The organism is Clostridium sp. Marseille-P3244 (genome assembly GCF_900120155.1).
Lineage (GTDB): Bacteria > Bacillota > Clostridia > Lachnospirales > Lachnospiraceae > Mediterraneibacter.
This window is the reverse complement of sequence record NZ_LT635549.1, coordinates 1-18,672: the sequence shown is the minus strand read 5'-3', so window position 1 is coordinate 18,672 and position 18,672 is coordinate 1. Positions and strand designations below refer to the sequence as shown.

The following is an 18,672-nucleotide window of genomic DNA, read 5'->3' as shown; positions in this document are numbered from 1 at the left end:
ATACGGCGGCCTGGCCGCCGTATTTTCCGTTTTCTATAACCTGTTCTTATATCATTTTCAGATACTGTACACTGTAGGGCGGCATAATAAGGGTTCCCTGAAGTTCCACAGTGTCTGGCCCGTCAGATGTGTCTGAAGAAAGAAGAGGGATAAAACTGCCCTGGAGTTCGTGGCTGCCTGCGGTAAATGCTGAATCTCCTGCGTTGACCGCCACCAGGATCCGTTCTTTATCCGTCTTGCGTTCGAATACCAGCTGGTGATTGGTGATAACAATATTCCGATAGGAACCGTTGCACAGTGCGTCACTTTCCCGACGGACAGAGATCAGATCCCGGATAAATTCCGTCAGCTCATTGGGCTTTGGTTCTATAAAACAGGGCCGAAGCGCATAATCATTGTCAGGGGCTTTCTGTCCTTCTTCTCCCCATTCGCTTCCGTAATAAATGCAGGGGATGCCGGGCATGCCGAAAAGAAGGCCGTAGGCAAGCGGAATATGCTCTTTATTGGTCAGTATAGAAGCCAATCTTGTCACGTCATGATTATCCACAAAGGACATGAGATGTTTGCCCCGGTAAATGCACCACTGTTCCGGACCGTACTGACGGTTCAACGAATGAGCAATCTCAAACATGTTCATACTGTTGAAGCTGGAGTAGATGCCTTTATAGCACTCGTAGTTCGTACAGCTGTGGAGCATCTCATCATTTACGATCAGGTTATAGTCTCCGAAAAGCACTTCTCCGATCAGTACAAAATCAGGATTTAGTTCCTGGCAGAAGGAACGAAGCCTGCGCATAAAATTGTGGTCGAGACAGTAGGCTACGTCCAGTCTCAGGCCGTCGATGCCGAATTCTTCCATCCACATTCTGACACAGCTTAGAAGATGATCCACTACCGCCGGATTTTGAAGGTTCAGTTTGACAAGCTCAAAATGGCCCTCCCATCCCTCGTACCAGAACCCGTCATTATAACTGCTGTTACCGTCGAAATTGATATGGAACCAGTCCTTGTAGGGAGAATCCCATTTCTTCTCCTGTACGTCTCTAAATGCCCAGAATCCTCTTCCGACATGGTTAAAGACACCGTCCAGTACAATTTTGACATCGTGATCGTGCAGCTGCCGGCATACAGTCCTGAAATCATCATTGGTCCCAAGCCGGCAGTCGATCTTCCTGAAATCTCTTGTGTCGTATCCATGATTGTCTGACTCGAATACCGGGTTTAAAAGGATCGACCCCACGCCCAGTTCCTGCAGATAACCTGCCCATTCTCCGATCTTCAAGATCCGGTGCTCCGTGACTCCGTCATTCTGGGTCGGCGCTCCGCAGAATCCGATCGGATATATCTGATAAAAAGTTTCATTGTAAGCCCACATGTCAAGTTCCTTCCTTTAATATTCTGGTAATATTCTGGGATCCGCTTCGGCAGATCCTGGCCCTTTCACAGGCGCGTTCTCAAACCGCCCGTAAGAGATGCCGTTGTCTGACAGTATAACACAATCCGGGGAGAAAAAGAAGCGTGGGACAGAAAATGAAGATGAGGAGCAGGAAATGGAGGACTCTGAATTGACACTGTTATCCGGGAATTGTATACTAAAATTAAAGAAATGGATGTCTCCTGTCCCTGGCAGGAACACTGTGATCGGAGGGATCTACTTTGTACAGACAAAAATTCAGACGGTACAGGATCAGGACTGGGAGAATGACAGCAGCCGCGCTGCTGGCTGTGTTTGTGCTGACTCTTTTCCCCTGTGGCATGGGAAGTGTAAAGGCAGAGGAAGCAGACACACAGGAAGGTACAGAAACAGAAACGCTTCCGGAAACACCGACAGGAGACAGCGGGGTGGAAGAAATAAAAACCCTGCCTCAGGCCCAGATTGTGGACGGATCGGATACCGGCGGGGAGAACTCGGACACGCCAGAAGACGATCTGGATACACCGGAAGACGGAGACGGACAGTCTGTGGAGATTATCGCCAGTGTCATACCCGTCAGCCAGGGAGAATTATTTGAACAGCTGAGCAGTTTTCTGGCACTGTCTTCAGAACGGTTTCAGATCTACTTGGTGACCGGGTTTACAGACGGCTCAACAGGGCAGCCTGTGCAGCCGGAGGAGGGAGTGGATGTCTCTCTTACGGTTCCTGCCGACTATGATTTGTCCCGGCTTGTGATCAGCGAGATCAGTATGGAAGGCTCTGTACCACAGCGGACTGAGCTGCCATACCGGACGGAGACTGACCCCTCAGGGAGCATGATGGCAGTGTTTTCCACAGATCATATGGGGATATTTGCTTTGATGGAGAAGAAAGTAGAGCCGGAGCTTCCGGAATCCCTGGACCCAACAGAAAAGGTTGAAAAACTGGAACTGGAAAAAACAAATCCTCCGGCGGCAGTGCAGACGGGGACTGGAACATCCTTTATGAGTCCCAAGACAGGGGATGATTCTCAGATCGGGCTGTGGGCCGGGATCACAGCGGCCACGGCGGCGCTGATCCTTATTCTTGTTGTACTCATTATAATGATTAGAAGACGTAAAAAGTGAGAAACGTTAAAAAAATCTTGACACGGGCGGGCTCAGGTACTATAATATCATGGCATGACTAAAGGAGAAACAGTATACGCCATAAGCCCCGGAGTGTACTGATTTCATATACACAAGGCAATGTTATCTGATGATTTTTATTAGGAGGAACACCCATGAAAACTTATATGGCTAACCCTGACAAGATTGAGAGAAAATGGTATGTGGTGGACGCTGACGGCTGTACACTGGGCCGCCTTGCATCCGAGGTAGCCAAAGTGCTCAGAGGCAAGAACAAGCCGGAGTATACACCTCACATTGATACAGGCGATTACGTTATTATCGTGAACGCAGAGAAAGTAAAAGTAACAGGAAAGAAACTTCAGCAGAAGATCTACTACAATCACTCCGAGTATGTCGGAGGCATGAGAGAGACCACACTTGCCGAAATGATGGCAAAGAAGCCGGAGAAGGTGGTCGAGCTGGCTGTTAAAGGAATGCTCCCGAAAGGACCTATGGGAAGAGACATGATCAAGAAGCTTCATGTTTATGCCGGACCAGAGCATGCGCACCAGGCTCAGAAGCCGGAAGTTCTGACATTTTAGGCAGAGGTTGAAAGGAGGATATAACAGTGGCTAACGCAAAATATTACGGAACAGGAAGAAGAAAAAAATCAGTTGCAAGAGTATACCTTGTACCGGGAACGGGCAAGATTACGATCAATAAGAGAGACATTGACGAGTACCTTGGACTGGAGACGCTGAAAGTTGTTGTCCGCCAGCCGCTGGTGGCTACGGGCACACTTGACAGATTTGACGTACTTGTAAATGTAAAAGGCGGCGGATATACGGGACAGGCCGGAGCCATCCGTCACGGTATCGCGAGGGCGCTTGTAGAGGCAGATGCTGACTACAGACCGGTGCTCAAGAGCGCAGGATTCCTGACTCGTGACCCGAGAATGAAAGAACGTAAAAAATACGGACTCAAAGCAGCGAGAAGAGCTCCGCAGTTCTCCAAACGATAATTTATCGACAATTAAAGAAATTAGCAAAACCCTTGAAAGTCCAGTATTTTCAAGGGTTTTCTTTATATCAAGAATGTTCTTAAATGGCTGAAAATTGTGTAGAAAAGTGGTCTATAGCACCCAATAGCACCCAAAAATAAAATCATGTGAATTAGTGTCTTGCGCAAGACTTTTGGGCATGGTATGATATGGGTAAGGAAGTGATTGTATGAACCGCACAGAATATAAAAATCAGCACATTAAAGAAAATTATGACCGTATCAACTTTACTATACCAAAAGGCGAGAAGGATAGGATAAAGCAGGCGGCCAGTGAATTGAAGATGTCCGTTAATGAATATCTGTATGCCCTTGTGTGTGATGATCTGGTGTCCGGCAAAAGCAGACTGGGGGAGAAACTGAACCCGGAATTTACAGAGGAACAGCAGGCATTGCTTGATAAATGGCAGGTGGCACAAAAATACCGGGATATGATCCAGAGAATGCACGTTGATACCATAAACGGAATGAATAAGCACTATACAATAGAACTGAAAAAAGGATATATAAATGATGTGACGGGCAGCAGGCTGATCCAGTGCGATAAGACAGCAGAACTTAGAAGAATTATAGTGAAGTCACATAAACGATGAAAGAGCCGGAACAAACCGACTCTTTTTCTTTGCAACGGTCATATTTTATTGATTGCTCCTAACAGGTTGGCAATATCTACATGAGTGTAGACAGACCGTGTGACGTTTGCACCTTTATGCCCTACGATTTGCTGAATAAGACGTTCATCAACTGCGGCCTCTGTCAACAATGAAATGCAGGTATGACGGGTATCATGCGGCGTGTGATCCATCTGGGCGGCACTCATGAGAGGTGTCCAATAACCATCATAATAATTTCTGTATTTGAAGCCTGCTCCGTCCGGCGTAGATAACAGATATTCACAGTCATTCAGATGATACCAATATTCAAAGAACGGATATACCTTGTCTGCAATCGGAACTTTACGGACTCCAGCGGAGGTTTTAGAAGCCGTTACATCAAACCACCGTTCTGTGAGATTTACATTCTCTTTTTTTAGTTCAAGAAATTCTGATATGCGGACACCCGTATAAATCAGCATGAGAATAACCGTATAATAAATATCTGAGTCTTTGAGCGTCCACAGAGTTTCTATTTCTTCAGAAGTAAAGCGTTTCCGTTTTCTGGCGTTTGGATTGCCGAAGTTCGACAGGTCAATATATTTTGATTTATCCTGTGATGCCGTCACAATATCGTGCATGATAGCGAATTTGTAAAGCTGGCCGACAAGAATTTTATAATCTTTGAGGGTGGGAGCGTTCTTCTCTGAATTATCTGCTATGCTCTGCCATTCATCCAAAAGTACATTAGCAAAGGGTTTCTCCCATATCGGAACAAGAAGATTAAAGGCGGCTCTGTATTTCTTGATTGTGCCGTCTTTTTTGCCTTCAAAATGCTTTGCAGACCAACGCTCATAAACTTCTCTGACTGTAGTTGTCTCTGGGAGCGCAAGAGGATTTACCTTAAATCGAGCGAGAGCCACAACAGCCGCTTCACGAGTCTCATAATATCCTACAGTTTTTCTGATCTGCTTTGATTTGTGTGTGACGGGATCAAGTTCAAAACCGAGTGTTGCAACTGCCCGGAATGGCTTGTGTGGTCTGCCGGTATTGTAGATACTTCCTGCACCGTTGGCGGCTCTGGACGGGCGTTTGTGTCGTTTAGAACGGGGCTTTTGTGTGGTAACGGTATTTTGTAAGGGATAGCCGCACTGAGGACATTTATCCGCTAAATCAGATACTTTATCCCATCCACATTCGGGGCATTTTATGAGTGCCATTTAATCACCGTCCTTCTTTTTCTCATTTTTCCAATTCATAAGTATTTCTTGAATCTTTAACATTGCATGGGATTCAAGAATATCTACTCCTATGCCAATTTGTTTATATCCGGGATTTCCTTTATTGTCTATTATTTCTTGTCCAAATGAGATTGCATTTTTCCCATCAACAGAATAGCCACATTGTTCAAAAGATCCTGTTTGTGGGTTCCTGGTAATGGGAGTAGTATATGTATTATCAATATATATTGAAATCCATTTTAAAAAGTCTGAAAATACGTTGCTGTCCTTTAATATAAAATCAAAAACTTCGCTTTCAATAGGATCCCATGAATTATTAATTTGTTTTATGGAGTTTATTGCAGAAACCGATAATCCGGTTTCTTCTCCTATATCTGTATAAGAATGTGTGGGGTAGTCGATATAGCCTAGCAAATAGTCTGCTGAGCAATGAAAATAATGACAATATTCGGCAATATATATCGTTGTTAAACTTTCACTGCTATTCAAATTTGTAAGATTTCCGAGCTTTAAATGGTTTTTAATAGTTCGTTCTTTGGTACGGCATATTTCATATTCACTTGTTCCAGTTTTTGGCTTTTGTTCGTATCCGCATAGCTTAACAGCGAGCTCCATGCTGGTAGTTATATTGTTGAAGTACATAAGTGCCTTTAATCGCACGCCAAAATCTTTTGAAATAGTGGGAAATAATTTTCTCATAAATCACAAAATCCTCCAAAATGAGAAATATTTGAGAATTTTAATTCTCCTTTATTGTTGCTATAATCATAGCACTAAGACGGAGCTTTGTCAAAGAATTTATTGTTATTGCAGGTGAGAAAGGAGTATTTAATTGAAAAATCAAGATATTAGGAAGTACGCAAAAAATAAAAGAGTTAATCTTTGGCAAGTATCAGAGAAATTGGGATATGCACATGAGACGGCGTTCTCTAGAGTTCTGAGACATGAACTTCCTTGTGATAAGAAGCAGGAAATCAGAAAAATTATTGATGAACTGGCAGCAGAGGCAGGTGAGTAGATGGAGTTCAAAAAGGCAAATATGCCTGTAGCGGTGGCGGCGAAGGCTTTGCAAGTAGATTCTCAAACCGTGAGAGTTCTTCTTCAGAATAATTTGGTGAGTTGGGGATTAGCTTATAAGCGTCCGGGCAGCAGGAACTACAGCTATCTAATCAGTCCATTGAAATTTTATCAAGAGACGGGCTTTTTGTGGGAGGGGAATGATGACTGAAGCAGAAAGAAAAAAACTTGAACAGGAGCAGAAAACCCTCATGCGCCGTTACAGAGAATATGAAGCCATGCAGAGAGATTTCAGTTACGATCCAGATTTCTACAGTTATGCCGAAAGGCAAATGCAGAAGTTAAATGATGAGACTGAATATATCAGAGGCTTGCTTGAAGGGCGGTGGAATGAATAATGACTCCGCAGGAAGAATACCGAGACACAGAAAGATATATTCGCTCAAGAAGTAAAAAGGTTATTCCTTATAAAAATGGTATTCGATATTGTTGCCTATATCATGACGATAAAGCGGAAAGCGCATTTCTTACATTAGAAAATGAAAAGGTTCTTCATTATTGCCATGTATGCGGAAGTATATATCATAGGTGCAAGAAGGATGCCGGATTGTGGACAGATTATCAATCACCACAACAAACAGCGAAGCGAGTATCTAAAAAACAATATTGGCTCGAAAAATATTCTCAGGCACGATATGACCTATACAACATTAACACAGGAGAACAAACTCATACAAAATACAAGATTCTAGATCGAGAGGGTAAGAAACAATTTCCGCAAGGCCATTATGATGAAAATAATACGTGGATTGACGGGTTGGATGGAATAGATACATCTCTATCGGTTTTTTGTAACGGTCGCATTAAACAGCTTCAGCAGGCAATCAAGCAAGGAACGCTGATCTGTTATGCAGAGGGCGAGAAAGACACTCTTACTTTATGGAAGTATGGATATATCGCTTTTACTTGTGGAGCTGTGCGAACATTCAAGCAGGCAATACTACCTTATTTAAAAGGTGCTAACGTGATTGTGTTTGGAGACAATGATAATCCGGGGCGTGCGGACGCTAACAGGATTGCCGGACTGATAAATACAGTCGGACGGGCAAGAGTCATTATACCGCCAGAGGTGCCAGAAAAAGGCGATATTACAGATTATATGAGCAATCATTCCAAAGAGGATTTACAAAAGCTCATAGCTGAAAATACAGCCGTTACAGATATAACCGTACCCACAGGCACAACTGTTAGAAGTAGCTCCGTACCTAAAGGTACACCGCTTGTCAATCAGCTTGTCAAACTGGATGCGGCTAAGAGATTTGCAACTAATGATAAGGGGTCAGCAGAATTGTTCTCTACAGTTTTTAAGAATGTGAGCCGATATAATCCAACACAAAAAGACTGGATGTATTACAACGGTATCAAGTGGATTGCAGACACCGAAGGAATGAAAGCTAAGCGAAATGCAAAAAAACTTGCGGACGCCATTCTGTCATATGCAGTAAACGTGTCCGAATTAGATAGAGAGAATTATCTGAAATATGCGTCGCGGCTGATGAACTATAGAGATAGAAACACAATGGTCAATGATGCTAAAGACCTTAACTTCTTTGAAAATACGGAACTCGACAAGGATGATTTACTTCTAAATCTTAAGAATTGTGTTCTTGATCTATCGGGAGACATGCCGAAGGTGTTAGAGCATAATGCCGATTTGCTTTTATCAAAATGTTGTAATGCAAGTTACGATCCACAAGCAACTTGTAAGCTGTGGGAGAAAACCATCAATGAAATTATGGAAGGCAATGAAGAAAAAATCAGATATTTGCAGAAAATCCTCGGATTGTGTTTGACAGGGATTACAGCGGAAGAGGAACTGTATTTCTTTTACGGAGCATCAACCCGAAATGGCAAGTCAACAATATGCGAAACCGTTCTCTCCATCCTTAATGATTATGGTGCGACTATTTCACCAGAGACATTAGCGGTCAAAGCAAACAAGGACTCGAGGACAGCTTCGCCGGACATCGCAAAATTGGCAGGAACGAGGCTTGTAATTGCAAGTGAGCCGCCGAAGAAGATGATATTTGATACGTCTCTCGTAAAAACGTTGACGGGCAGAGATAGGGTAACGGCACGATTTTTACATCAAAATGAATTTTGTTTTACACCTAAATTCAAGTTGCTTATCAACACAAATTATCTGCCGACAATTACAGATCAGACAGTTTTTAAATCTGGACGTATTCGAGTTGTTTCATTTAATAAACATTTTGGAGAGCATGAGCAGAACAAAAAGCTGAAAGATGAGTTGCGTAAAGAAGCCAATGGAATATTAAACTGGATGATTAGGGGCTTGTATCTGTATCGCAAGGAAGGTCTTGAGCCGCCCACTGCCGTTAGAGATTCTACAGATGAATATGAGGCTGATTCAGATAAAATAGGACGGTTCATTTCAGAGTGTCTGGTGAAGTCAGATAAAAATACATCCGCAAAAGATGTTTATGAAACATACTCGAAGTGGTGTTCTGATTCTGGATTAGGAGTTGATGGACGGAATAATTTCTATATTGAGCTTAAGACAAGAGGATTATTCGGAGCAAGCGGAACCGTTAATGGAAAAACCGTTCGAAATATTGTCAGAGGGTATGTTTTAGCAAATGAAGAGTTCATGTCGGTTGATGAAAATGAGCCTTTGCCATTTGACTAAAATTGGTAAATGTGCAGTTTGTGCAAATAGAATGTAAAGTGTCTATAGAGTTAGTTTTTCAACCTTTACATATTAATTACACAAATTGCACAAAGCCAGTAAAATCAAGGGTTTCCAGACTTTTTAGATTAGAACGTATCTTTTCATGGTAACGGATTTTCAGAAAGGAGATCATAAATTATGGGAGTTATTTCTTTGGCAGATGTCAAGTCAGCACCAGCGGAGGCAGTTGCACTTTATGAGCGATATAGACCGTTGATTGCACGGGTCAGAGCAGGAGAATCGGTAGATAAATTGAGACAGGAATTATTGGTTGATTGTTCGGTACTGAAAGCGAATTGTGATGTCTATTGCAGGGATTGTATTGATGAAGTTGTAGATTATCTGTTGAGATGTTTTGAGGAGTGAGATAATGCAGTCAGAAGAATATAGACGATATATCAGAAGTCCAGAATGGGAGAAGAAAAAAGCGGAGCGGTTGGAGATTGATAATCATTGTTGTGCTATGTGCGGACGCCCGGAGTCGAAGTGTAAGAATGGACTACAGTGTCATCACGCGAATTATAAAAAACCTCTAGGGCAGGAAAATGTTTATGATGATCTTGTGAGTTTATGTCCTTCTTGTCATATGAAGATACACGCATATTACAACAGGAGGCGCACAGCATGAATTTTAAAGAAACAGCTTATTGGACATTGTACGCAGATATTGTGAATTTTCATAGGAAGTTTGCAGAGGTCAGAGAAGATGATGAATACTGGCAGCAGGTAGTTGACGGGGCAAGCGCACTGTATAAGAAATATGAGAGCGTACCAGAGGGAGAATTTGCAAAGAGTCTGGTACTTTGTATTCTTGATGAACTGGAGCGGATTTATAAAGATATGCCTAAAAAGCATGGATAAGCAAGTTTCATGCAGAAAATATTACACATAAAAAGGAGAGACATTATGGCAGGAAAAACAACACAGAAACATGACGAGAGAGGCGGCAGATACCTTGACTCATACAAAAGGTATGATGTGGCAGAGGCAGGAGAACCAGACAATATAGCACCTATTATAGATGTGGCAATAAAACGGCTAAGGGGGCGGCCTGCTGCCTATGAGGAATCTTCAGAAGGACTTGAACGCTTTAGAAATAATTGCATTGGGTATCTGGAATACATACAGGAGCAGAACCAAAGACCAGACTGTAAGAAGATAGTTCCAGATATTGAGGGTTTAACGGTTTTTCTTGGGATTACTAGAAACACATTAAGCCTTTATGAACGCAACAGGGGCGAGGACTGGAAAGAACAGATAGACCAGATTAAAAATGCAATCATGTCGGTTAAAAAAGAATTGGCATTTCATCAGCAGATACCGACAGTTTACGCTATCTTCGATCAAGTCAATAATGGCGATTATCGGAATGTTTCCGAATTTAAGCTACAGGCAGAGACTACTACTACATCAGATCAGATAGCATTATCACAGGAAGAAATACATCAGATTGCGGAACAGGTGCAGAGAGAAAGCATTTCAGAACTTATTGAACAGTTACCAGACGAATAGGGGGATATGAAGAACGTTAGCACGAGGATATGTTTCAGACGCAGGATCACAGAGATTTGACAGAGTAAAGATTGATATGTCTACCAGAGAGAAAGCCGGGCAGATTACTTTTGAACAGTTTCATCACATGAATTTGGAAGAGCGGACAGAACTTTATGACAGATACCCGGATATTTATAATCTGCTGTCTGCTGCCGAGAAAGGAGCTTCACATGGGCGATACGCAGGACAGGCACATACACTGTGATGGTACAGGCAGACGGATTTATTTATCTGGTATTCGGTTTAATAATCAATCTGCAAAGAGTCGTTACCAAATCATGCAGGAGCGATACCACAAGGTTTTACAGTGGGAAATAGAGCATAGCAGGAATTGAAAGGAGATTAAAGAATATGGATAACAGACAGACAACAGAAATGAACAGACATAATAATGATATTGTGGCTTGCAAGATTTTAAAGGTGCAGGAGAATACCGTCACTATTCCTCTGCCATGGGGCGACACTACTACTTTGACAATTATTAGTGATATTTTTGAGCCGGGAGACTGGATTGATATGCAACTCAAACCGCAAAGGAATAACGGACAAGTAACAAGCTATTCAGCCGGATATATCGGGCGCACACCTGCTAAATTCATCCCGGAAGATGATAAGGTGCAGTTTGTCACAGCATAGAACTATATGAGAGGGCGCAGGCGGTTCATGTAGCCGCCTAAATCCCTCAGACGGTATTTTTATATGTAACGGTATCTTTGGAGGCAGGAGGATTTTACGGAAATGACATTTCAAAAAGCATTAGACGCATTATGTGAAAAATATGGAAAATACGGTTATGAACGTGAGTTTTTGGCTGATTTACTGAATAGCGGCATAGGAGAACATGAGTTTAGTGTGAGAGCCGCTTATAATGGCGTTAGAATGAGTCTGGCGCATTTTACAGGAGAGCATGAGTATTTTTCTTTGGAGGACGTTGCTGAGATCACAGGCGAGTCCAAAGGTGAAATATTGAGTAGGATAGAGGAATGCAGAGAAGAACTGACGGCAGCAGGCGAAAACCCGGACGATTATTTTATTCCTACTGAACCGAAGCCGGATAAAGTAACATGGTTCTTCCCTCACGGTTTACCATCATAAGTATTAAAATAAACCTTTTTGAAATAGTATTAAAATTATTGACTTTTCTCTTGTATTCGGGTATTATGGTAGTACAACTATTAACTATAGTCTAACATGGTACAGAATAGGAGGAAAGCCAATGTGTGTATATGGATATGTGAGGGTTAGCACATTGAAGCAGAAAGTAGAAAGGCAGATTGCCAATATCAAGAAAGAATATCCTAATGCAGTTATTATTGATGAGTCCTATACAGGTACGAGCATGGATAGACCGAAATGGAATAAATTAGTAAAGGCGTTGAAACCCGGAGATACAGTTATCTTTGATGAAGTATCAAGAATGGCAAGGAACGCACAGGAAGGCTTTGAAACCTATTTAGATTTGTACAATAGGGGAATTAACCTTGTATTCCTAAAGGAGCGCCATATAGATACGGAAGTATATAGGCAGACGCTTAATAATCATATAGCCTTAACTGGCACTGATGTAGACTGTATATTGCAGGGTGTTAATGAATATCTTATGATACTGGCTAAGAAGCAAATAGAGATTGCTTTTAATACAGCGGCTCAAGAGGTGGAATACCTACATATGCGAGTCAGTGAGGGGATAGCACGAAGAAAAGCAGAGGGCAAGCCAGTAGGTAGAGCTGAGGGCAGCACAATAGAGACTAAGAAAGCAAAACAGGCGAAGCAAGATATTATGAAACATTCCAAGGATTTCAACGGAAGTTTGAATGATCTGGATTGCATGAAACTGATAGGAATATCCCGGAATAGTTTTTATAAATACAAGAGACAGCTTAAAGAGAATATGTGATGATTAGGGCGGTGCTTCGGTACTGCTCTTTTTCTCTATCCAGATCAGACGGTAGGGAGGGGTCTTGTGGCGGTGTACGCTGACGGGTAGTAACGTCCAAAATCTGCCGCAAATTTAAAAAAGGACTGTTCTCTCGTGGAAAGTCCTTTAAATAATATGATTATTTGTCTTTTATTCCTAATTCTTTGTGAAAGTTAATTAAACTAGATAGCTTAAAAAGTGGCTCTATTGTATGGCGCTTCTTTTTGGCTGCTTTTACATATTTTGTGATATATTCGTTAAGCTCTTGCTTTATAATATCATAATCCCTACTTATAACATTATATTGTGAATTTGGTAGTTTCTGTGCGGTATGGAATTCTATGTATTTTTTATCATTAATTATTAAGCTGTATCTATAATCAAGCCCGGCATTCGGACGTTTATTTGAAGGAACAGGGTAGCCAATCTTTCCGAATTTACGGACTGGAATACCAAGATTGTTTCTTAATGGTAAGTATACAGTATTATTGTTGATATTTATTTCAACACATAAATGAGTCCTTTTCGATTGCTTATCTGTATTTCCAGGATCAAGCATATTTATTAAATTTGGATTGTCAATAAAATACTGTTCTTTAATAAAACAACAATGAGGTTCAATCATTTTTAACTCCTATGTATAAAATAAGGGACTTGTTTAAGCCCCTTATAATTTCTTCGGTTTTTTTTAGACAGGTACATCCGACAAACCCCTACACAATTTCTTCAATTTTTTTTAGACAGGCACTTTTGACAAACGCCTCAAAACAGAAATCATTTGATTCCTTACCTATATTATACACGAAAACGTAAAAAAAGATACTGTCAAATTGCTCAAATTATCAAGAGAAATTTTGGTATTAATTATAATGGTTGTGGGATTTAATATCCGTTACAACACAAAATCCGACAGGTACGGTTATTCTGTAACGGTTACTCTTGATTATCACGCTCCATAGTCTCATCAATCGCCCTATTGATAAAGCCGGTTGCACTCTCGCCCATTTTGGCGGCATGGCTCTGAACCAGACTTCTTTTATCAGCGGTCATGCGGACTTTAATCTCTACAAAATCTTTCATATATCGTTTGTGCGCTTCTGCCTGAGCAGGAGTAAAGCCTCTGTATGTACTTTTCTTATTATCTGCCAATATCTACACCTTCTTTCATAAAAATTCTTATTTAGAATATACCATATTATAAGATGTACGACCATATACAAGATAAACAAATATATAGTCGTATATTTGTGAAGTATGTCTATTGATAGATACGACCATATACAGTATAATAAGACCATAAGATAAAGGAAACGGAACAGCGAAGGGTGAAAACGAAGTGGCGAAAGCGTACCGGAGACACCAACATAACACCGGACAAGGGTAAGGGGATAATGAGACGGTCAAGAAACCTTAGATAGCTTTAAGACCTGTCGGGGCTGTTCCAGATAAGGAGGTAACAAGATGAAGTACAATTTAAGCCAGATAATGAAAAAGGCATGGGAACTTTTCAGAAAAGGCAAAGTCACATTTGCTGAAGCACTTCATAGGGCATGGCTTTCAGCTAAAGCCGTTACAATCAACCAGAAACGCATAGAGGACGCAAAAGCGGCAGCAGGCGTTGAGGAAGAAACGAACACATGGAGCGAGTGGAAGAAAAAAGGTTACGAAGTAGCACACGGGAGCAAGGCTCTGTTTGGTGTAACGTTGATCTGGGGAAGCCGTGGAGACGGCGCAATTTATAAAGCCCGGTTCTTTGGACGTTCACAGGTTCAGACGTTTTAAATGGCGGTTTTGTGGCGGATTTATGGCGGTTTTTTGTCGTGGTGTTTAACTATAGGTAGGAGTAAAATTAAATATAGGAGGTACACATGGACTATAAGAAACTTATTATTGAAATGATACAAGAGATGAAAAACGAACGGTTTCTAAGAAATATCTATTTCTTTGTAAAAACCATATTAGAAACTGAGAAAAGCCTCTGAAGAAGCTGGCACTTCAACAAAGGCTAAGTAACCCGACAACACATAGGAAAAGCCGGATTGTCTTAATTATAGAGGCAGTCCGGTCAGAAATCAAGAAAGGATTTAGATTATGACTAAACAGGAATTGGAATGCAAATTTGTTGAGTTAGAAGATTGCCTCGATAAGGCGGAGCATATGTTGAGTTCGTTGGAAGAAAGTTACGATTTACAGAAAGTAAGTACGGACATGACAGACGATCTGTTGTTTGCACAGAATAGGAGTTCTATTTTAACGGAAATCCGCATTGCTTGGGATTATGTGCAGAAAGCAATGTGTATTCAAGAAAATATTGAAAAGGAGATGTCATTATGATTTTAGCAACAGAAATTATCAAGGAGCAAAGAGAAAAGATTGAGGAACAGATCAAATTTTATGAGGATATGTGTAAAGCACTTCTTGCAGACGCAGAACGAATGTCAAATAAAGCTAAAAATCTTAGGGAATATCTTGATAAGAATTATTCAGATTAAAAGAATGAGCGGCCATTGTGCCGCTTTTTCTGCTATAATTGAGAAAAGGGAAGTCCTGCTGCCATATGCTAAGACTTCCCACTGTGATACATCTACCTATATTATATGGAAAGGTGGATGTAAATGCAATGAGTAATGAGGAACTTGTTGAGCGGATCAGAAACGGTTATCATGTAACGGAAAATATGCAGGTGCTTTATGAGAACAATCTGCCTTTAATCAAGAAATTCATAAAGCCATACGCATATTATGAATCGGAGGAAGATTTATTGCAGGAGGCATATTTTGGATTGTGGGAGGCAGTCCGGCATTATGAATCCTCTGAGAATGTTTTGTTTATGACTTATGCTCGGTATTGGATTAAGCAGAGTATTCAGCGGTACATGGAGAACAGCGGCTCTATACTGCGAATATCAAGCGCATACAGGCAGAAAATAGCACGTTACAAGAAAACCGTACAAGAGTTTGAACAGACATATGGACATACGCCAACAGATGAAGAAATAGCGGATTATAGCCTGCTGCCGCTATCCGAAATACAGAAGATTAAAACATATATGCAGGAGATTGTCAGTCTGGACGCTCCAATAAAGGCAGATGAAGAACTATCGCTTGCGGACACTGTAGCGGATGATTTTAGCCTTGAAGAAGATACGGTTGATAAAATATTCAAAGAGTATCAGCAGAGCGAATTATGGGGCATTGTAGAGCGTTATACAGATAATCAGCAGGAACAGGTTATCAGAAAGTATTATAGAGAGGGAAAGACATTATCAGAGATTGCCAGAGAGTCTGGCATTAGTCTGGAGAGAGTAAGACAGCACCGAGCAGCAGGCCTTCGGCGGCTCAGAATGAGTAAACCGCTACGGGAGATTAGAGAAAAATGTGAGATTGCAGAAGCGTCAGTTTATCGGTCTGGATTTAACAGATTTAAAGAGCATGGAGACTCAATAGTTGAATATATTGCACTACGCCGGGCAGAGTTGGAACAGAAATATATAAAGGTTATGAGTGTTTAAAAATAGACAAAAATTGAAATGTGTAACACAGCTATAGCACTCAAAACCTATGAAAATAGCTTAAATACGCCGCTGCAAGTTCTCCAAACGTTAATCTCGGTTACCCAAGAGATAATCAAAAGAGAATATCGAAATGCTTACAAACCCTGGAAACTCCTTATGTTTCCGGGGTTTTTCACTTCTCCGGAAACATTGTGGAATGTCGTGGAACGGGGGGAAAAAGAATCCAGAGAATATATTATTCAGGCGAGGCGAAGGCCATGGAGATTTATCGCAGTGGGAAATTTCCCCTGACATTTCCCCAGTTATGGAAGAATATATGAAATTTCTGCAGAAGATGAAGAAAACGGAGCAGAAAATCTATGCCATGGAGCAGACAAAAATTCATGAGCGCATAGAAGAAAAGAAACGAGAAGCGACACAATAACATTCATTGCAGTCAGTTATCAAGGAATAGCAGATATTTTGCTTGATATCGAATGTTTGTTCTGATAAAATGCAATTAGGCACTGCCAGAGAACGGTAGGCGGTTAGTCCTTCGACAGAGGGACTGAACCCTCTGATTACATAGAAATCTCTGTGAAGGGAAATCTGGGAAAGGAGGGCGAACTTATGAGTGATTATGAAATGCTCTCCATCGTTTTGATGATACTTGGTATTGTCGTTACGATCTTAATAGCATATATCAATCATACGAAAAAGTAACCGCCCCTCGACCAAAGGATTGCGGTTACTTTTCGTAACTAATATGAATTTGGACTAACCGCTTATCGGTAGTGCCTATTTCTATAATTATATTAGCAAAGATAGTAAGGATTGTCAAATTGAACTTAAAATAGGATGAAGTAAACGAATTGTCAGTTGAAATGAAAAAGACTATCCCTAGAGAAAAATGATCATAGAGTTATTTTCTCAATCATACAACCCGCAGTTCGTTTTTTCAAGTTCAGATATTCCCTATCTGTTCTCTGATTGCAAGGATCTTTCGTACAGTAGAACTCCCGGAAAGAGTTACATGCAGTGCCTCCGCGTATCGCTGAACCTCTTTCTGCTTTGCTGTATATTGTTTCCGTTGGGATTCCTCAATAATCCCATCCGTTCCGGTTGCTGCGGCTGCTGACAGTTCCCGTTCTCTTCGATAATTCACCAAATCAATTACTTTTTCCCTGCCATAGTTCCGAATAAAACATCTCAGCTTACACATCCTGTCCGTACCCGTCTCGCTCCATCCCATTGGCCTGGAGCTCATCCGTTCCGAGTACACGCTGCTTACATGGCCTTCCGCACTGCAGCCAAGCACATGTTTGTCATGAAACGCACGTTGAATATATTCCCAGTTTCCTGACAGATATTTTCGGCATTCCTCTACCGCGTGATCACTTCCTTCACAATGGTTTTTTATCCGGGTCAGGAGCTTTTGGGCTGCAAGAAGCTTATTTTTATAAATATATTTATAAAACCGGCCTTTTGTAATCGTTTCCTCATCCAGAGTATACCGAGCTACCCGGTTGATATATTTCATCAGATGGAACCGGTCTGCCACCAGCTTGCTTTTCCCAACATAATTCGCTGCCGCCCGGATCCAGCCCGCACCGTCACTGTTGATGTAAACGCATTTTAAAACATCATAGTCGTAGTGCTGTCGGATATAGGCATCTACCTCTTCCCATAGTGCTGCATTCTGATCTGTCCCTGTATAAAGCCCTCCAAAATAGAAAGGTGAGATCAGTTTCCGCCTGTTTTTACAGACCTCTTCTTTCCCTTCAAAAAGATAGACCAGTTTCCCCATGAAACATCCCTGTTCTTTTCCGTCTTTTTGCCGATGGATATGATCTTCATCTGCTTCGATGTAGAGGTACTCACAGACTTTCTTTTCTACGGGGAGCTCTTCCATCTGGGGGATCTCTTTTTCGATCGCATGCACCTTGTTCATCACAGTTGTTTTAGTAATCGTTTGTCCTTTTGTCTGAACGGAGTTTGCTGCGTGCTGATAAGAATGTACTTCTGCCTCGCTCAGTACTTTTGCTTCGGCTACAGGGGTAAACCGTTCCCTGTTTGGAAGATGGAGCAGTTCATCCAGCAGACACCGTATCTTCCCCCCCCCCCGAATCCTTATATAGAGTATGGGTGAATGTAATATCACCTACTCCTGAGATCAGGGTTCGGTTTCTGCTTCTCTGTACAGTATAACTGGCTTTACGTTTCCCGCTTTCTCGGATCAATGTATCCGCAGCTGTCAAAGTCAGTCCTATAAAATCTGCTGCAACCTGGTCTGTCAGTCCGTTCACAGTCTCCTCAAAGGTTGAGAACCGGTCTAAATGTTCTAAAAACTCCTCCTGAGCGCTAAATTGAAATTTTAAATTCCAGTGAAGAGGTAAATTCCACCATACTTTATTTTTTGCAGATTTTACAGGGGATTTTTAAGCAAAATCTCCTGTTTTCTGTTATAATTAGCTAAACTCATCGAAAAATACTTGATTTCTGGGCATGGGAAACGGACCGCT

At 41.5% G+C, this 18,672-nt stretch carries 27 protein-coding genes and 1 pseudogene; 21 read left to right on the top strand and 7 right to left on the bottom strand.

The window, feature by feature from the left end:
• Nucleotides 1-46 precede the first annotated feature (46 nt).
• Entirely contained in the window at nucleotides 47-1,375 is a 1,329-nt protein-coding gene (locus tag BQ7367_RS01855; protein ID WP_072523943.1) for an alpha-amylase family glycosyl hydrolase, read from the bottom strand.
• Nucleotides 1,376-1,656: 281 nt separating this feature from the next.
• Here BQ7367_RS01855 and BQ7367_RS01850 point away from each other — a divergent pair, with 281 nt between their 5' ends.
• The 4 genes from BQ7367_RS01850 (at nucleotide 1,657) to BQ7367_RS01835 (ending at nucleotide 4,175) form a co-directional block, all read left to right on the top strand.
• Complete coding sequence (locus BQ7367_RS01850) at nucleotides 1,657-2,541, top strand: hypothetical protein (RefSeq protein ID WP_072523942.1); 885 nt, start codon at nucleotides 1,657-1,659, stop codon at nucleotides 2,539-2,541.
• Between the two features lie 155 nt (nucleotides 2,542-2,696).
• Nucleotides 2,697-3,125 (top strand): 50S ribosomal protein L13, encoded by a 429-nt coding sequence (gene rplM, locus BQ7367_RS01845; protein ID WP_072523941.1) that lies wholly within the window; start codon nucleotides 2,697-2,699, stop codon nucleotides 3,123-3,125.
• A 26-nt stretch (nucleotides 3,126-3,151) separates the two neighbouring features.
• Entirely contained in the window at nucleotides 3,152-3,544 is a 393-nt protein-coding gene (rpsI, locus tag BQ7367_RS01840) for a 30S ribosomal protein S9 (RefSeq protein ID WP_072523940.1), read from the top strand.
• A gap of 208 nt (nucleotides 3,545-3,752) precedes the next feature.
• Complete coding sequence (locus BQ7367_RS01835) at nucleotides 3,753-4,175, top strand: hypothetical protein (protein ID WP_072523939.1); 423 nt, start codon at nucleotides 3,753-3,755, stop codon at nucleotides 4,173-4,175.
• Between the two features lie 38 nt (nucleotides 4,176-4,213).
• Here the strand turns inward: BQ7367_RS01835 and BQ7367_RS01830 are convergent, their stop codons facing one another.
• Both BQ7367_RS01830 and BQ7367_RS01825 read right to left on the bottom strand, forming a co-directional pair.
• Entirely contained in the window at nucleotides 4,214-5,395 is a 1,182-nt protein-coding gene (locus BQ7367_RS01830) for a tyrosine-type recombinase/integrase (protein WP_072523938.1), read from the bottom strand.
• Complete coding sequence (locus BQ7367_RS01825; RefSeq protein WP_072523937.1) at nucleotides 5,396-6,115, bottom strand: hypothetical protein; 720 nt, start codon at nucleotides 6,113-6,115, stop codon at nucleotides 5,396-5,398.
• Nucleotides 6,116-6,248: 133 nt separating this feature from the next.
• Here BQ7367_RS01825 and BQ7367_RS01820 point away from each other — a divergent pair, with 133 nt between their 5' ends.
• The 12 genes from BQ7367_RS01820 to BQ7367_RS01770 all read left to right on the top strand — a co-directional run bounded on the left by BQ7367_RS01820 (nucleotide 6,249) and on the right by BQ7367_RS01770 (nucleotide 12,636).
• Nucleotides 6,249-6,434, top strand: coding sequence for a hypothetical protein (locus tag BQ7367_RS01820; RefSeq protein ID WP_072523936.1), 186 nt, complete (start codon nucleotides 6,249-6,251; stop codon nucleotides 6,432-6,434).
• Nucleotides 6,435-6,644, top strand: a complete 210-nt coding sequence (locus BQ7367_RS01815; RefSeq protein WP_072523935.1) for a hypothetical protein — start codon at nucleotides 6,435-6,437, stop codon at nucleotides 6,642-6,644. It abuts the gene before it with no gap.
• A complete protein-coding gene (locus BQ7367_RS01810; RefSeq protein WP_072523934.1) occupies nucleotides 6,637-6,831 on the top strand; it encodes a hypothetical protein in 195 nt (64 codons plus the stop codon). The genes BQ7367_RS01815 and BQ7367_RS01810 overlap by 8 nt, the downstream gene beginning before the upstream one ends.
• A complete protein-coding gene (locus BQ7367_RS01805; protein ID WP_235837520.1) occupies nucleotides 6,831-9,143 on the top strand; it encodes a phage/plasmid primase, P4 family in 2,313 nt (770 codons plus the stop codon). The genes BQ7367_RS01810 and BQ7367_RS01805 overlap by 1 nt, the downstream gene beginning before the upstream one ends.
• Nucleotides 9,144-9,323: 180 nt before the next feature.
• Nucleotides 9,324-9,551, top strand: a complete 228-nt coding sequence (locus tag BQ7367_RS01800; protein ID WP_072523933.1) for a hypothetical protein — start codon at nucleotides 9,324-9,326, stop codon at nucleotides 9,549-9,551.
• Between the two features lie 4 nt (nucleotides 9,552-9,555).
• A complete protein-coding gene (locus BQ7367_RS14970; protein WP_072523932.1) occupies nucleotides 9,556-9,813 on the top strand; it encodes an HNH endonuclease in 258 nt (85 codons plus the stop codon).
• Nucleotides 9,810-10,046 (top strand): hypothetical protein, encoded by a 237-nt coding sequence (locus BQ7367_RS01790; protein ID WP_072523931.1) that lies wholly within the window; start codon nucleotides 9,810-9,812, stop codon nucleotides 10,044-10,046. The genes BQ7367_RS14970 and BQ7367_RS01790 overlap by 4 nt, the downstream gene beginning before the upstream one ends.
• Before the next feature lie 45 nt (nucleotides 10,047-10,091).
• Nucleotides 10,092-10,697: a terminase small subunit gene (locus BQ7367_RS01785; RefSeq protein WP_072523930.1), complete on the top strand. Its 606-nt coding sequence runs from the start codon at nucleotides 10,092-10,094 to the stop codon at nucleotides 10,695-10,697.
• A gap of 76 nt (nucleotides 10,698-10,773) precedes the next feature.
• The gene (locus BQ7367_RS14405; RefSeq protein WP_159431610.1) at nucleotides 10,774-10,944 is read left to right on the top strand and encodes a hypothetical protein; all 171 of its coding nucleotides are present in this window, start codon (nucleotides 10,774-10,776) and stop codon (nucleotides 10,942-10,944) included.
• A gap of 146 nt (nucleotides 10,945-11,090) precedes the next feature.
• Complete coding sequence (locus BQ7367_RS01780; RefSeq protein WP_072523929.1) at nucleotides 11,091-11,375, top strand: hypothetical protein; 285 nt, start codon at nucleotides 11,091-11,093, stop codon at nucleotides 11,373-11,375.
• A gap of 102 nt (nucleotides 11,376-11,477) precedes the next feature.
• Complete coding sequence (locus BQ7367_RS01775; RefSeq protein ID WP_072523928.1) at nucleotides 11,478-11,834, top strand: hypothetical protein; 357 nt, start codon at nucleotides 11,478-11,480, stop codon at nucleotides 11,832-11,834.
• 121 nt (nucleotides 11,835-11,955) lie between these two features.
• Nucleotides 11,956-12,636: a recombinase family protein gene (locus BQ7367_RS01770; protein WP_072523927.1), complete on the top strand. Its 681-nt coding sequence runs from the start codon at nucleotides 11,956-11,958 to the stop codon at nucleotides 12,634-12,636.
• A 160-nt stretch (nucleotides 12,637-12,796) separates the two neighbouring features.
• Here BQ7367_RS01770 and BQ7367_RS01765 read toward each other — a convergent pair whose 3' ends face one another.
• Nucleotides 12,797-13,282, bottom strand: a complete 486-nt coding sequence (locus tag BQ7367_RS01765) for a hypothetical protein (protein ID WP_072523926.1) — start codon at nucleotides 13,280-13,282, stop codon at nucleotides 12,797-12,799.
• 308 nt (nucleotides 13,283-13,590) lie between these two features.
• Nucleotides 13,591-13,806 (bottom strand): hypothetical protein, encoded by a 216-nt coding sequence (locus BQ7367_RS01760; protein WP_072523925.1) that lies wholly within the window; start codon nucleotides 13,804-13,806, stop codon nucleotides 13,591-13,593.
• Between the two features lie 312 nt (nucleotides 13,807-14,118).
• Between BQ7367_RS01760 and BQ7367_RS01755 the strand changes: the two genes are divergently transcribed.
• From BQ7367_RS01755 to BQ7367_RS14860, 5 genes are all read left to right on the top strand, one after another.
• Complete coding sequence (locus BQ7367_RS01755; protein ID WP_072523924.1) at nucleotides 14,119-14,439, top strand: hypothetical protein; 321 nt, start codon at nucleotides 14,119-14,121, stop codon at nucleotides 14,437-14,439.
• Between the two features lie 309 nt (nucleotides 14,440-14,748).
• A complete protein-coding gene (locus BQ7367_RS01750) occupies nucleotides 14,749-14,991 on the top strand; it encodes a hypothetical protein (protein ID WP_072523923.1) in 243 nt (80 codons plus the stop codon).
• Complete coding sequence (locus BQ7367_RS14400; RefSeq protein WP_159431609.1) at nucleotides 14,988-15,149, top strand: hypothetical protein; 162 nt, start codon at nucleotides 14,988-14,990, stop codon at nucleotides 15,147-15,149. Before BQ7367_RS01750 ends, BQ7367_RS14400 begins: the two co-directional genes overlap by 4 nt.
• Nucleotides 15,150-15,277: 128 nt before the next feature.
• Nucleotides 15,278-16,168, top strand: coding sequence for a sigma-70 family RNA polymerase sigma factor (locus tag BQ7367_RS01745; protein ID WP_159431608.1), 891 nt, complete (start codon nucleotides 15,278-15,280; stop codon nucleotides 16,166-16,168).
• A gap of 579 nt (nucleotides 16,169-16,747) precedes the next feature.
• The gene (locus tag BQ7367_RS14860; RefSeq protein WP_268874759.1) at nucleotides 16,748-16,873 is read left to right on the top strand and encodes a hypothetical protein; all 126 of its coding nucleotides are present in this window, start codon (nucleotides 16,748-16,750) and stop codon (nucleotides 16,871-16,873) included.
• A 241-nt stretch (nucleotides 16,874-17,114) separates the two neighbouring features.
• Here BQ7367_RS14860 and BQ7367_RS01740 read toward each other — a convergent pair whose 3' ends face one another.
• Nucleotides 17,115-18,311, bottom strand: coding sequence for an ISLre2 family transposase (locus tag BQ7367_RS01740; protein WP_072523921.1), 1,197 nt, complete (start codon nucleotides 18,309-18,311; stop codon nucleotides 17,115-17,117).
• A pseudogene (locus BQ7367_RS14965) lies at nucleotides 18,241-18,462 on the bottom strand (UPF0236 family transposase-like protein); the annotation flags it as partial. The gene BQ7367_RS01740 and the pseudogene BQ7367_RS14965, both read right to left, overlap by 71 nt.
• Nucleotides 18,463-18,672 lie beyond the last annotated feature (210 nt).